Consider the following 14416-nt stretch of genomic DNA (forward strand, 5'->3'; position numbering starts at 1 on the left):
ATCAAATGCCGGATTATCGGGGGCTGTCGTTTCTGTCAGGTCTTCAAGATTATTAAAATGACGCGGCATGCAAGGCCGCGGTACCGCATTATGCTTAAGCGGCCTTTCCCACGCGGCATCGGCGTCCATGCGAACGGGCGAGCGCCGGCCGGCAGGCGAAACAGATGGAGTCCGGTGAAAATCAAACATATAATGCCGGCGTTGTTTCCGGGGTGCCAATATAAAACAGGAGGGTAATAAGATGGGTTTTTCCGAAGCCGTTCGTACCGCACTCAATAAATACGCGACATTCGAAGGCCGTGCGCGTCGTGCCGAATACTGGTATTTCACGCTGCTGAGCGTCATTCTTTCGATCGCGGCCCAGGTCATCGGCGCGGCCGGCCGCGATGGCGGCCTGATCACGCTGCTGCTGCTCGGCGTCATCTGCCTGGTCTCGCTGGCGCTGCTCGTTCCGGGCATCGCGGTCAGCGTGCGCCGCCTGCACGATACGGGCCGCTCGGGCTGGTTCCTGCTGATCGCGCTGATTCCGGTGGTCGGCGGCATCCTGCTGCTCGTGTGGATGTGCTCGCGCGGCACCGACGGCCCGAACCGCTTCGGCGCCGATCCGATTCCGGCCGTCTGACCGGTCCCGCCCCGGCGCGCGAGCGTCGCGCCGGGGCCTGAATGTCCCGCCTTTCCCGCCCGTCGGTTCACCGCAGTCGTTTCACCCTTTTCCCCGCTTCCCGCCGTCGGCGTCCTGCCCGCGGCCGACCCCTCGCCATCGCGCCGATCGGCACGTTTTTCCGCGTTGCCGCGCGTCGCTGCGCCCCCGCGCCAGCCGCGTTCGCACCGGCTCGCCCGATTCTCCGAAATACCCCCCTTTCCCGGCTTTGCTCGACCGATCGGCGTTTGACGCCTGCATGAATAATCGGTGTCACTGGAAAGCGGCATTCCGCCGTACCCGACTGGAGGCCCCGTGGCAGACGAGAGCGATCTCGACAAGACCGAAGCCGCCACTCCCAGGCGCCGCGAGAAGGCGCGCGAGGAGGGGCAGGTCGCGCGTTCGCGCGAGCTGGCTTCGTTCGCGCTGCTCGCGGCCGGGTTCTACGGCGCATGGCTGCTCGCGGGCCCGTCGGGCGCGCATCTGCAGACGATGCTGCGCGGCGCGTTCACGTTCGATCGCGCGACCGCATTCGACACGAACCGGATGCTGTCGGCGGCCGGCAGCGCGAGCCTCGAGGGCCTCACCGCGCTGCTGCCGATCCTCGCGCTCACCGGTCTCGCCGCGCTGCTCGCGCCGATGGCGCTCGGCGGCTGGCTGATCTCGCAGAAGACGTTCGAGCTGAAGTTCGACCGCCTGAACCCGATCTCGGGCCTCGGCCGGATCTTCTCGATCCAGGGGCCGATCCAGCTCGGGATGTCGGTCGCGAAGACTATCGTCGTCGGCGGGATCGGCGGCGTCGCGATCTGGCGCAGCAAGGACGAACTGCTCGGCCTCGCGACGCAGCCGCTCGGCGTCGCGCTCCCCGACGCGCTGCACCTGGTCGCCGTGTGCTGCGGCACGACGGTCGCCGGGATGCTGGTGGTCGCCGCGCTCGATGTGCCTTACCAAATCTGGCAGTACAACAAGAAGTTGCGCATGACGAAGGAAGAAGTGAAGCGCGAGCATCGCGAGAACGAAGGCGATCCGCACGTGAAGGGGCGGATCCGCCAGCAGCAGCGCGCGATCGCGCGCCGCCGGATGATGGCGGCCGTGCCGAAGGCCGACGTGGTCGTCACGAACCCGACGCACTTCGCCGTCGCGCTGCAATACACGGACGGCGAGATGCGCGCGCCGAAGGTCGTCGCGAAGGGCGTGAACCTCGTCGCGGCGCGCATCCGCGAACTCGCGGCCGAACACAACGTGCCGCTGCTCGAGGCGCCGCCGCTCGCGCGTGCGCTGTATCACAACGTCGAACTCGAGCGCGAGATCCCCGGCTCGCTGTACTCGGCCGTCGCCGAGGTGCTCGCGTGGGTCTACCAGCTCAAGCGCTTCCGCTCGGAAGGCGGCGCGTTTCCGGCGGTGCCGGTCGATCTCGACGTGCCGGCCGAACTCGACAAGGGCACGTCGGTCGCCGCCGGCGACGAACGCGAGGAAGCCGAGGACACGCTCGGCCAGCAAGGAGCGTCGCAATGATCCGCCCCCACGCTCACCCGCGCGCGCCGTTCCCCGTAGCGGCTACCGCCCCTGACGCGGCCCGGCCGGAGGCAGCATGAGCACCCCGACCACCGGCCTGTTCGCCAAGCGCCAGAACCCGTTCGCCGGCACGAACCTGCGCGCGCTCGCGGGCCCGATCCTCATCTGCATGATCCTGGGGATGATGATCCTGCCGCTGCCGCCGATGCTGCTGGATCTGCTGTTCACGTTCAACATCGCGCTGTCGGTGATGGTGCTGCTCGTCAGCATGTACACGATGAAGCCACTCGACTTCGCGGCGTTCCCGAGCGTGCTGCTGTTCTCGACGCTGCTGCGCCTGTCGCTGAACGTCGCGTCGACGCGCGTCGTGCTGCTCGAGGGCCACACCGGGCCGGACGCCGCCGGCCAGGTGATCGAGGCGTTCGGTCACTTCCTCGTCGGCGGCAATTTCGCGGTCGGCATCGTCGTGTTCGTGATCCTGATGATCATCAACTTCATGGTGATCACGAAGGGCGCGGGGCGGATCGCCGAAGTGTCCGCGCGCTTCACGCTCGACGCGATGCCCGGCAAGCAGATGGCGATCGACGCCGATCTGAACGCGGGCCTCATCAACGAGGAACAGGCGCGCAAGCGGCGTCTCGCCGTGTCGCAGGAAGCCGAGTTCTACGGGTCGATGGACGGCGCGTCGAAGTTCGTGCGCGGCGATGCGATCGCCGGCCTGATCATCATGGCGATCAACGTGATCGGCGGGCTGATCGTCGGGATGGTCCAGCACGACATGTCGTTCGCCGCGGCCGGCACGAACTACACGCTGCTGACGATCGGCGACGGCCTCGTCGCGCAGATCCCGTCGCTCGTGATCTCGACTGCAGCCGGCGTGATCGTGTCGCGCGTCGCGACCGACGAGGACATCGGCACGCAGATCACCGGCCAGCTGTTCACGAACCCGCGCGTGCTGACGATCACCGGCGTGATCATCGTGGTCATGGGGCTGATCCCCGGGATGCCGCACTTCGCGTTTCTCGCGCTCGGCGGCGGCGCGATCTGGCTGGCCCGCACGCTGACCCGGCGCGCGGCGGCCCGCAAGGCGGCCGGCGACGTGACCGACATCGCGCCGCCCGCGGTGCTGCCGTCCGACAGCCACGAGGCAACCTGGGACGACGTGCAGCTGATCGATCCGCTCGGCCTCGAAGTCGGCTACCGGCTGATCCCGCTTGTCGACAAGGGCAGCGACGGCGAGCTGCTCAAGCGCATCAAGAGCATCCGCAAGAAATTCGCGCAGGAGATCGGCTTCCTGCCGCCGGTGATCCATATCCGCGACAACCTCGAGCTGCGGCCGAACGCGTACCGGATCGCGCTGAAGGGCGTCGAGATCGGCGTCGGCGAAGTGTTCCCGGGCCAGTGGCTGGCGATCAACCCGGGCCAGGTGACGGCCGCGCTGCCGGGCGCGGTCACGCAGGATCCCGCGTTCGGGCTGCCGGCCGTGTGGATCGACGTCGCGCTGCGCGAGCAGGCGCAGGTGTACGGCTACACGGTGGTCGACGCGAGCACGGTCGTCGCGACGCACCTGAACCATCTCGTCGTCCAGCATGCGGCCGAACTGCTCGGCCGCCAGGAAGTGCAGGCGCTCATCGAGCGCACCGGCAAGGACGCGCCGTCGCTCGTCGAGGACCTCGTGCCGAAGACGATCTCGCTGACGACGCTGCAGAAGGTGCTGCAGAACCTGCTCGAGGAAGGCGTGCCGATCCGCGACATGCGCACGATCCTCGAGGCCGTGTCCGAACATGCGGGCCGCGGCGACGCGTACGAGATCACGGCCGCGGTGCGGCTCTCGCTCGGCCGCGCGATCACGCAGCAGTGGTATCCGGGCGCCGGCGAAATGCAGGTGATGGGCCTCGATGCGAATCTCGAGCGCGTGCTGTCGCAGGCGCTCGCCACCGGCGCGAACCCGGGCCTCGAACCCGGCCTCGCGCACAACCTTCTGACCGGCACGCAGCAAGCGATGCTGCGTCAACAGAATCTCGGGCTGCCGCCCGTGCTGCTCGTGCAGCACGCGCTGCGCGCGATGCTCGCGCGTTTCCTGCGCCGCAGCCTGCCGCAATTGAAAGTGCTGTCGTATGCCGAAGTGCCGGACACACGCACGATCAAGGTCGTTAACGTCATCGGGGGTTCCGCTTGAACATTCGCAAATTCACCGGCGCAACGAGCCGCGACGCACTTCGTCTCGTGCGCGAGGCGCTCGGCGCCGACGCGGTCGTGCTGTCGAACCGCACGCTCGATGACGGCAGCGTCGAAATCGTTGCACTCGCCGATTCGGACCTGGCCGCGGTGACGCCGCCGGCCGCCCGCTCGCGCCTCGCCACGCCGCGCCTGCCGGAATCCGTGCCGGCCGCCGCCGTGCCGGGCATCGTGTCGCGCCCGGGCGCGGTACCGGCGCGCCCGGTCATGAATCCTTATGCCGCCGGCGAAGGCGGGCTGCCGGACGTGTTCTCGTCCGTGTTCGGCGCGAGCGCCGACGCGGAGGAGCCGGACGCGCACGCGTCGGCGCTCGATGCGGATGCGCCGGCCGGCATGCCGCCGGCTGCGGCCTCGCCGCCGATCGCCACGTCCGCTGCCGGCATCGCCGCCGACACCCCGGCCGCCGGCGCGGCCGAACCCGCCCCCTGGCTGGTCGAGCACGCGAAGCGCCTGACGCAGCAGCGCGACGCGCTGATCGCACGCGCGCAGGCGCCGGCCACGCCGCCCGCGAGCGCACCCGCGCCGCAGGCCGCCGCGCGCGCGACGCCGCCCGACTGGGCGCGCGACATCGTGCGCGACGCCGAGCGCCGGATGCCGGCCGCCCCCCGCGCGCCCGAAACGGGCACCGCGCACGCGGCAAAGACGGCCGAGCGCACGCGCCTGTCCGCCGACACGGCCGCCGCGGTGGCCGACGCGGTGAAGTCGCGCATCGAGCGGATCGTCAACGACACGGTGATGCAGGAACTCGGCGAACTGCGCGGGATGATGGAAGAGCAGTTCGACAGCCTGAAGTGGCACGACCGCCAGCGTCGCAGCGCCGTGCACGGCGCGCTGACGAAGCACCTGTTCGCGGCCGGTTTCTCCGCGCAGCTCGTGCGGATGCTGGTCGACAACCTGCCGTCCGGCGACGGCACGCAGACCTTCGAACAGGCCGCCGAATGGGCGCAGTCGGTGCTCGCGTCGAACCTGCCGGTGCTCGACAGCGAGGACGCGCTGATGGAGCGCGGCGGCGTGTTCGCGCTGATGGGGCCGACGGGCGTCGGCAAGACGACCACCACCGCGAAGCTGGCCGCGCGCTGCGTGATGCGCTTCGGCGCGAGCAAGGTCGCGCTGCTGACCACCGACAGCTACCGGATCGGCGGCCACGAGCAGTTGCGCATCTTCGGCAAGATCCTCGGCGTGCCGGTGCACGCGGTGAAGGATGCGGGCGATCTCGCGCTCGCGCTGTCCGAGCTGCGCAACAAGCACATCGTGCTGATCGACACGATCGGCATGAGCCAGCGCGACCGCGCGGTGTCCGACCAGATCGCGATGCTGCACGGCGCGAACGCGCCGGTGCAGCGCCTGCTGCTGCTCAACGCGACGAGCCACGGCGACACGCTCAACGAAGTCGTGCAGGCATACCGCAGCGCGGGCGAGCATCCGCACGCGGCATCCTCCGATCTCGCCGGCTGCATCCTCACAAAGCTCGACGAGGCGACCCACCTCGGCGGCGTGCTCGACACGGTGATCCGCTACAAGCTGCCGGTCCACTACGTGTCGACCGGCCAGAAGGTGCCGGAGAACCTGTACGTCGCCTCGACCAAATTCCTGCTGAAGAGCGCGTTCTGTGTGCCGCGCGACGGCTCCCCCTTCGTGCCGCAAGACGAGGACATGCCGACGCTGCTTTCCGCACTGACCGCACGTTCCACCGCCGAGCTGCACGAGGTGCGATTTGGATAAACGGATCATCGACCAGGCCGAAGGGCTGCGGCGCCTGCTGGCCGGGCGCGCGTCGCGCATCGTCGCGGTGACGGGCGGGCCGACGGGGGTGGGCTGCACGTCCGCCATCGTGAATCTGGCGACGGCGCTCGCGTCGCTCGGCAAGGACGTGCTCGTCGTCGACGAACGCGCCGACGTGCATTCGGCCAGCGCGACCCTGGCGGGCGCGTGGCTGCGCGACGGCGAACGCACGCGGGTGGCTGCCGGCTTCGGCCTGTGCGCGGCCGCGCGGCTCGCGCGTGCCGGTTACAGCGACGCGCAGTTGAGCGATTTCATCGACGGCCCGGCCGACATCGTGCTGGTCGACGCGCAGCTCGGCGCCGACGGTTCGTTCTCGGCGCTCGCCCGCGAGGCCCACGACGTGCTGGTCGTCACGCGGGTCGCCGCGCAGGCGATCACCGAGGCGTACGCATGCATGAAGCGGCTGCATTTCGCGCACGCGTTCGCGCAGTTCCGCGTGCTGACCAATCACGTCGGCAGCCACGCGGACGCGAAGACGGCCTTCGACAACCTCGCGGGCGTCGCGAGCCGCTACCTGACTGTGTCGATCGCCGACGCGGGCTGCGTGAGCGCCGATCCGCTCGTCGAGCATGCGCGCGAACTGATGCACGCGGTGGTCGATGCGTTCCCGTCGTCGCCGGCTGCGCGCGACTACCGGCAGATTGCCGCCGACCTGCTGTACTGGCCGATGCGCCCGCGGCCGGGCACGGGGCGCGCGGTCCACGCGGGCGGCAAGCCGTCGTATGAGGCCGGCGCGGCACACGCCGCGTGAGCGCCACCGGAAGGAGAGAGCCATGATGTACAACGCTCAAGGAAAGATGTCCCAGGCCGACGTGCTCGCGCAATATGCGCCGCTCGTGCGTCGCCTCGGGCTGCAGCTCGTCGCGAAGATGCCGGCGAGCGTCGATCTCGACGATCTGATTCAGGCCGGCATGATCGGCCTGATGGACGCGGCCGGCCGCTACAAGGAAGACCAGGGCGCGCAGTTCGAGACCTACGCGACGCAACGCATCCGCGGCGCGATGCTCGACGAGCTGCGCAGCAACGACTGGCTGCCGCGCAGCCTGCGCAAGACGTCGCGCGAGGTCGAGCACGCGGTGCACCAGGTCGAGCAGCATCTCGGCCGCTCGGCGAGCGAGACCGAGATCGCCGAGCACCTGAAGATGCCGCTCGACGAATACCAGGGGATGCTGCAGGACCTGCACGGCAGCCAGCTCATCTACTACGAGGATTTCGACCGCGCGGCCGACGACGAGCCGTTTCTCGACCGCTATCGCGTCGATCACGCCGATCCGCTGTCGGCGCTGCTCGACGAGCACCTGCGCGAGGCGCTCGTCGAGGCGATCGAGCGGCTGCCGGAGCGCGAGAAGCTGCTGATGTCGCTGTACTACGAACGGGGTCTGAATCTGCGCGAGATCGGCGCGGTGCTCGAAGTGAGCGAGTCGCGCGTGTGCCAGCTGCACAGCCAGGCCGTCGCGCGTCTGCGCGCGCGGCTGCGCGAACAGGCCTGGGTCGGCGCGGAGTCCTGACCCTGTCAGGGCGGCCACGCGCGCCGACGCCGCGCGCTTGCGCCGTGCTTGCGTCGCGGTGCTCGCGCATTTTGCGCGCCGATTTGCTACAATCCCCTCCGTTTTCCGAGGAGCGTTGCGACGGACCGTCCGTGTCCGCCAGGCTCGGAAGGCTTCACCAAGCAGCCGTGCGGCGCGTTCAGCGATCGTCGCGCCGGCCCCGCTTCCTGAACGGCGCTCACGTCACCAATCTAGAACTTTTTTAGAAAGGAGGGCGTGATGAACGCCATTATCGATTCCAAGGCTTCCCACGATTACGTCGTCGCCGACATGGCACTGGCCGGCTGGGGCCGCAAGGAACTCAACATCGCCGAGACCGAAATGCCGGGCCTCGTGCAGATCCGCGACGAATACAAGGCGCAGCAGCCGCTGAAGGGCGCGCGCATCGCCGGTTCGCTGCACATGACGATCCAGACGGGCGTGCTGATCGAGACGCTGAAGGCGCTCGGCGCGGACGTCCGCTGGGCCTCGTGCAACATCTTCTCGACGCAGGATCACGCCGCGGCCGCGATCGTCGAAGCCGGCACGCCGGTGTTCGCGTTCAAGGGCGAGTCGCTCGACGAATACTGGGAGTTCTCGCACCGCATCTTCGAATGGCCGAACGGCGAATTCGCGAACATGATCCTGGACGACGGCGGCGACGCAACGCTGCTGCTGATCCTCGGCGCGAAGGCCGAGAAGGACCGTTCGGTGATCGCGAAGCCGACCAACGAGGAAGAAGTCGCGCTGTACAAGTCGATCGCGAAGCACCTCGACATCGATGCGACCTGGTACTCGAAGCGCCTCGCGCACATCAAGGGCGTGACCGAGGAAACCACGACCGGCGTGCACCGCCTGTACCAGATGGAAAAGGACGGCCGCCTGCCGTTCCCGGCGTTCAACGTGAACGATTCGGTCACGAAGTCGAAGTTCGACAACCTGTACGGCTGCCGCGAATCGCTGGTCGACGGCATCAAGCGCGCGACCGACGTGATGATCGCGGGCAAGGTCGCGGTCGTCGCGGGCTACGGCGACGTGGGCAAGGGCTGCGCGCAGTCGCTGCGCGGCCTGGGCGCGACCGTGTGGGTCACCGAAATCGATCCGATCTGCGCGCTGCAGGCGGCGATGGAAGGCTACCGCGTCGTGACGATGGAATACGCGGCCGACAAGGCCGACATCTTCGTGACGGCGACCGGCAACTACCACGTGATCAACCACGATCACATGAAGGCGATGCGCCACAACGCGATCGTCTGCAACATCGGCCACTTCGACTCGGAAATCGACGTCGCGTCGACGCGCCAGTACCAGTGGGAAAACATCAAGCCGCAGGTCGACCACATCATCTTCCCGGACGGCAAGCGCGTGATCCTGCTGGCGGAAGGCCGCCTCGTGAACCTCGGCTGCGCGACCGGCCACCCGTCGTTCGTGATGTCGAACTCGTTCGCGAACCAGACGCTCGCGCAGATCGAGCTGTTCGTGCGCGGCAACGAGTACGAGAACAAGGTGTACGTGCTGCCGAAGCATCTCGATGAAAAGGTCGCGCGCCTGCACCTCGCGCGCATCGGCGCGAACCTGTCCGTGCTGTCGGACGAGCAGGCTTCGTACATCGGCGTGCAGAAGGACGGCCCGTTCAAGCCGAACCACTACCGCTACTGATGCGTCGCGGCCGCCGCCGTGCCGTGCGCGCCCCGCTGCGGGACGCACGGTGCGGCAGCGGCCCGGCGCCGGATCGCCGGCTTGCCGCGCGGCGCCTTCGGGCCCGCGCGGCGGCCGGCGGCGGCCACTGATCGTACAGATCGACAACCGAACCGGAGCACTCCATGAGCGTCATTCTCACCTGGGTCATCAACGCGCTCGCGCTGCTGATCATCACGTATCTCGTGCCGTCGATCCACATCAAGAGCTTCGGCACCGCGCTGATCATCGCGGTCGTGCTCGGCCTGATCAACACGGTGATCCGTCCGGTGCTGATCCTGCTGACGCTGCCCGTGACGATCGTCACGCTGGGGGTGTTCATCCTCGTCGTGAACGCGCTGTGCTTCTGGTTCGCGTCGTCGCTGCTGAAGGGCTTCGAGGTGTCGGGATTCTGGTCCGCGTTCTTCGGGTCGATCCTGTACAGCATCGTGTCGTGGCTGCTGTCCGCCCTGATCTTCGGCCAGCGCGACATCGGCTGAGGGCTGAACCCACCGAATCATGAAACCGATCGAACTCTCGTTTGAATTCTTCCCGCCGAAGACGGCGGACGGCGTCGAAAAGCTGCGCGCGACGCGTGCGCAACTGCTGCCGCTGAAGCCGAAATTCGTCTCCGTGACGTTCGGCGCCGGCGGCTCGACGCAGCAGGGCACGCTCGATACCGTGCTCGACATGCAGAAGGACGGCCTCGAGGCCGCGCCGCACCTGTCGTGCATCGGCTCGTCGCGCGACAGCCTGCGCGCGATCCTCGACCAGTACCGCTCGCACGGCATCCGGCACATCGTCGCGCTGCGCGGCGACCTGCCGTCGGGGATGGGCGAGGTCGGCGAGCTGCGTTATGCGTCCGAGCTCGTCAGCTTCATCCGCGCCGAGCATGGCGACTGGTTCCACATCGAAGTCGCCGGCTACCCGGAGTACCACCCGCAGTCGCGTTCGCCGAAGGCCGATCTCGAGAATTTCGCGCGCAAGGTGAAAGCCGGCGCGAATTCCGCGATCACGCAGTACTTCTTCAACGCCGACGCGTATTTCCGCTTCGTCGACGATACGCGCAAGCTGGGCGTGGACGTGCCGATCGTGCCGGGCATCATGCCGATCACGAACTTCTCGCAGCTGATGCGCTTCTCCGAGATGTGCGGCGCCGAAGTGCCGCGCTGGGTCGCGCGCCGGCTCGAAAGCTTCGGCGACGATCGCGAGTCGATCCGCGCGTTCGGCGCGGACGTCGTCACGGGCCTGTGCCAGCGCCTGATCGACGCGGGCGTGCCGGGGCTGCATTTCTATACGCTGAACGCAGCGACCGCCACGCGGACGATCTGCGAACGGCTCGCCGTGTAAGCGCGGTCGCGCGGTTGCATGCGCCAAAACCCCGCCGGGTTCCCGGCGGGGTTTTTTTCGTGACGCGTGGCGCAAGCGCCGGCGCGTCAGCGCTGCGCCTGCATCAGCGGCGGGCGGCGATCGAACCACGGCCGCGCCTGCTCGAGCTGCCGCGCGAGCCTGAGCAGCAGCGCGTCGTCGGCGTGGCGCGCGGCGAACTGCACGCCGATCGGCAGCCCGCGCGCATTCCAGTAGAGCGGCACCGACATCGCCGGCTGGCCGGTCAGGTTGAACAGCTCGGTACAGCCGGCCCACGCGAACGCCTTTTCCGACGACTTCGCGAGCATTTCCTTCAGCAGCGGCTTGACGGGCAGCGCGGCGACCAGCTTCATCTGCGCGGATTCGAACGGCGTCGGCTGCAGCTCGCCGATCTTCACCGGCGGCGCCGCGAGCGACGCGCACAGGATCGCGTCGTAGCGCGAGACGAGACCGGAAACCTGCACGGTCAGCTGGCGCTGCCATTCGAGCACGTCCGGCAGGCGCGTGCGGGCGAGGCGCCGGCCGACCACGGCCATCGCCCACGTCGCGGCCTCGAATTCGCCGCGCCGCGGCGTGCGGCCGGTCAACGCGCGCGCGCCGAGCACCATCTCCTCGGCGATCGTCGCCCACAGCGTGAGGAAGGTTTCGGCCGCGCGGGCGTAGTCGACGTTCAGCGTCGCCGGTTCGACATGGTGACCGAGCGATTCGAGCAGCGCGGCCGCATCGTCGAGCGCCGCCCGCGTGTCGTCGGCGAGTGCCGGCGCGAGCATCGGATCGACGACGAAGCCGATCCGCAGCGGGCCGGGCGGCGTGTCGATCGCGCCGAGGAAGGTGCCCGGTGCGCCGGCCGGCAGCGTCTGGCCCGTCGTCACGTCGAGCAGCAGCGCGCTGTCGCGCACGCTGCGCGACACCGCATGCTGGACGACGAGTTCGCCGTTCGACGGCTGTTCGACGAGCATCGGGTTGCGGCTCGGCTTCAGGCCGAACAGCCCGCAGCACGACGCGGGAATCCGGATCGAGCCGCCGCCGTCGGACGCATGCGCGAGCGGCACGATGCCGGCCGCGACCGCCGCCGCGGCGCCGCCGCTCGAGCCGCCGGGCGTGTGGTCGAGATTCCACGGGTTGCGGCACGCGCCGAACAGCTCGGGTTCGGTGTACGGCATCTGGCCGATTTCCGACGTGTTGGTCTTGCCGAACACGTTCAGGCCCGCCGCGCGGCTGCGCGCGATCACCGGGGAATCGTCGGCCGGCACGAAATAGCGGTAGTGCCGGCTGCCCATCGACAGCGGCAGCCCGGCGACCGCCGCGCCGAGATCCTTGACGAGATACGGCACGCCCGCGAACGGCGCATCGGCGCCGGGTTCGGGTGCGGCGCCCGCGCGCTGGCGCGCGGCTTCGTAGTCCTGCAGCACGATCGCGTTGATCGCGCCGTTGACCGCTTCGGCCTGCCCGATCGCGGCGTCGAGCAGTTCGCGCGGGCTGGCCTTGCGGTCGCGCACGAGCGCCGCGAGGCCGATCGCGTCATGCGCGAGATAGTCCGAGTGCATCGCTGTCACCCCCGTTGTGACTCGTGGCGATGAGGGGAGCATAACGCGGGCCCGGTGCGCCGGGCCCGCGGCCGGGCTTGTTTACAGGTGCTCGGCGAGGAACGTCAGCGTGCGGCCGTGCGCGAGCGCCGCCGCGCGCTGGTTGTACGACGCGCGGTCCGTGCAGTTGAAGCCGTGCTCGGCGCCCGCGTACACGTGGAAGGACGCGTGGCCATGGCCGGCGAACGCGGCCTTCACCGCATCGACGGCCGTGAGCGGAATCCCGTGATCGTTTTCCGCGTAGTGGAACAGGATCGGCTGCGTGACCTTGCCGGCCAGGTCGAGCGCATTCTGGATGCCGCCGCCGTAATAGGACACGGCCGCGTCGAGCTTGCCGGTCGCGGCCGCGCGGTATGCGAGCTGGCCGCCGAAGCAGTAGCCGATCGCGGCGACCTTGCCGGCTACTTCGGGGCGGGCGCGCAACGCGTCGGCCGCCGCGCCGATGTCGGCAACCGCGAGACCCACGTCGGTCTTCTTCATCAGCTCGATACCCTTGTCGCGATCCGCGCCTTCGTAGGTCAGCTCGACGCGCGGCTGCGTGCGCCAGAACACGTCCGGCGCGAGCGCGACGAAGCCGTCGGACGCGTACTGGTCGGCGACCGCGCGGATGTGCGCGTTCACGCCGAAGATCTCCTGGATGATGATGACGGCAGGGCCCTTGCCGCGCTTGGGCAGCGCGAGATAGCCGCCGAAGCTGTCGTTACCGGTCGGGATGTCGATCCATTGGGCAGTCACGTTCTGAACTCCTGGCGAACGGGATGCGCGATGCGCACCCCGGGGTGAAAGAGGGCGGCCTAGTGTGCCACCAATCGACGGGTGCTGCAGCGCACGCGCCGGCTTCTCGCGCAGCGATCGTTTCGATCTCGATTATTCATTTTTCGGCGCCGCGCGGCTTCGATAGAGTCGATGTACCGGCATTTACAAAGCGCTTTCGCGCATCGTTCATCGAAGGATTCGCCATGTCTGCCCGTCTGTTTGCCACGCCCTTTTCCGAACGCTTCGGCCTGCGCCTGCCGCTCGTGCAGGCGCCGATGGTCGGCGCGACCACGACCGCGATGGTCGCCGCCGCATCGAACGCGGGCGCGCTCGGCAGCCTCGGCGCCGCCGCGTTCGCGCCCGAGCGCCTCGCCACCGAAGTCGACGCCATTCGCGCGGCGACCGATCGCCCGTTCGCGGTCAACCTGTTCGTGCTGCCGGACGCCACGCCCGACGCGGCGACCGTCGCGCGCGCACTGGCCGCGATCGACCCGCTGAACGCGGCGCTCGGCTTGCCGCCGGGCACCGCGCCGGTCCGCTACGCGCCCGACTTCCGCGCGCAGCTCGACGCGCTCGTCGCGCTGCGCGTGCCGGTCGCGAGCTTCACGTTCGGCGTGCTCGACGCGGCCGACGTCGCGCGGCTGAAGGCGGCCGGCACCTATGTGATCGGCACCGCGACGCACGTGGCCGAAGGGCTCGCGTGGCAGGCGGCCGGCGCCGACGCGCTGTCCGCGCAGGGCGCCGAGGCGGGCGGCCATCGCGGCACGTTCATCGGTTCCGTCGACGATGCGCTGATCGGCACGCTCGCGCTCGTGCCGCAGCTCGTCGACGCGACCGGCCTGCCCGTGCTCGCCGCGGGCGGCATCATGGACGGCCGCGGGATCGCGGCCGCGCTCGCGCTCGGCGCGCAGGGCGCCCAGCTCGGCACCGCGTTCCTCACCTGCATGGAAAGCGCGATCGCGGCGGACTGGAAGGCGCGCCTGCTCGCGAGCACCGATACGTCGACGCAGGTCACCCGTGCGATCACCGGCCGCCACGCGCGCGGGTTGCGCAACACGCTGATGGCGCGGCTCGGCGCACACGTGGCCGACGTCGCGCCGTACCCGGTGCAGAACGCGCTGACGCAGCCGCTGCGTCAGGCCGCCGCGCGCGCGAACGACGGCGACTACCTGTCGCTGTGGGCCGGACAGGGCGCGCCGCTCGCGCGGCGCCGCGGCGATGCGCTGACGACGTCGCAGCTCGTCGCGGCGCTCGATGCCGAATGGCGCGCATCGGCCGCCTGAATGGTTGATGCCGGACGACGAAGCGCGCGTGTTGTCACGCGCGTT

General features: G+C 69.2%; 12 protein-coding genes and 1 riboswitch. Of the genes, 10 read left to right on the forward strand and 2 right to left on the reverse strand.

The features are described 5' to 3' along the window. Positions 1–241 precede the first annotated feature (241 nt). From VXM69_RS20380 to metF, 9 genes are all read left to right on the forward strand, one after another. A complete protein-coding gene (locus VXM69_RS20380; protein WP_034188075.1) occupies positions 242–622 on the forward strand; it encodes a DUF805 domain-containing protein in 381 nt (126 codons plus the stop codon). Between the two features lie 333 nt (positions 623–955). Next, entirely contained in the window at positions 956–2155 is a 1200-nt protein-coding gene (gene flhB / locus VXM69_RS20385; protein WP_034188074.1) for a flagellar biosynthesis protein FlhB, read from the forward strand. 76 nt (positions 2156–2231) lie between these two features. Beyond that, positions 2232–4334 carry a flagellar biosynthesis protein FlhA gene (gene flhA, locus VXM69_RS20390; protein WP_059559372.1) on the forward strand — a complete coding sequence of 701 codons (2103 nt, stop codon included), beginning with the start codon at positions 2232–2234 and terminating at the stop codon, positions 4332–4334. Beyond that, positions 4331–6115 (forward strand): flagellar biosynthesis protein FlhF, encoded by a 1785-nt coding sequence (gene flhF / locus VXM69_RS20395; protein ID WP_367190119.1) that lies wholly within the window; start codon positions 4331–4333, stop codon positions 6113–6115. The genes flhA and flhF overlap by 4 nt, the downstream gene beginning before the upstream one ends. Continuing rightward, complete coding sequence (locus VXM69_RS20400; protein ID WP_034188071.1) at positions 6108–6926, forward strand: flagellar biosynthesis protein FlhG; 819 nt, start codon at positions 6108–6110, stop codon at positions 6924–6926. Before flhF ends, VXM69_RS20400 begins: the two co-directional genes overlap by 8 nt. Before the next feature lie 22 nt (positions 6927–6948). Next, on the forward strand, positions 6949–7683 hold the full coding sequence (locus tag VXM69_RS20405) for an RNA polymerase sigma factor FliA (RefSeq protein WP_034188070.1): 735 nt from the start codon (positions 6949–6951) through the stop codon (positions 7681–7683). Between the two features lie 101 nt (positions 7684–7784). Continuing rightward, positions 7785–7909, forward strand: a riboswitch (S-adenosyl-L-homocysteine riboswitch). A gap of 32 nt (positions 7910–7941) precedes the next feature. Next, positions 7942–9360 carry an adenosylhomocysteinase gene (gene ahcY, locus VXM69_RS20410; protein ID WP_034188069.1) on the forward strand — a complete coding sequence of 473 codons (1419 nt, stop codon included), beginning with the start codon at positions 7942–7944 and terminating at the stop codon, positions 9358–9360. A gap of 164 nt (positions 9361–9524) precedes the next feature. Then, positions 9525–9878, forward strand: a complete 354-nt coding sequence (locus tag VXM69_RS20415; RefSeq protein ID WP_006477367.1) for a phage holin family protein — start codon at positions 9525–9527, stop codon at positions 9876–9878. A gap of 19 nt (positions 9879–9897) precedes the next feature. Beyond that, positions 9898–10728, forward strand: coding sequence for a methylenetetrahydrofolate reductase [NAD(P)H] (gene metF, locus VXM69_RS20420; protein WP_034188068.1), 831 nt, complete (start codon positions 9898–9900; stop codon positions 10726–10728). An 86-nt stretch (positions 10729–10814) separates the two neighbouring features. Here metF and VXM69_RS20425 read toward each other — a convergent pair whose 3' ends face one another. Both VXM69_RS20425 and VXM69_RS20430 read right to left on the reverse strand, forming a co-directional pair. Beyond that, positions 10815–12293 carry an amidase gene (locus tag VXM69_RS20425; protein WP_367190198.1) on the reverse strand — a complete coding sequence of 493 codons (1479 nt, stop codon included), beginning with the start codon at positions 12291–12293 and terminating at the stop codon, positions 10815–10817. A gap of 81 nt (positions 12294–12374) precedes the next feature. Next, complete coding sequence (locus VXM69_RS20430) at positions 12375–13067, reverse strand: dienelactone hydrolase family protein (RefSeq protein ID WP_049033307.1); 693 nt, start codon at positions 13065–13067, stop codon at positions 12375–12377. Between the two features lie 224 nt (positions 13068–13291). Here VXM69_RS20430 and VXM69_RS20435 point away from each other — a divergent pair, with 224 nt between their 5' ends. Then, entirely contained in the window at positions 13292–14371 is a 1080-nt protein-coding gene (locus VXM69_RS20435; protein ID WP_367190120.1) for an NAD(P)H-dependent flavin oxidoreductase, read from the forward strand. Positions 14372–14416: the final 45 nt, after the last annotated feature.

This window comes from Burkholderia sp. Ed8 (genome assembly GCF_040761425.1).
Lineage (GTDB): Bacteria > Pseudomonadota > Gammaproteobacteria > Burkholderiales > Burkholderiaceae > Burkholderia > Burkholderia seminalis.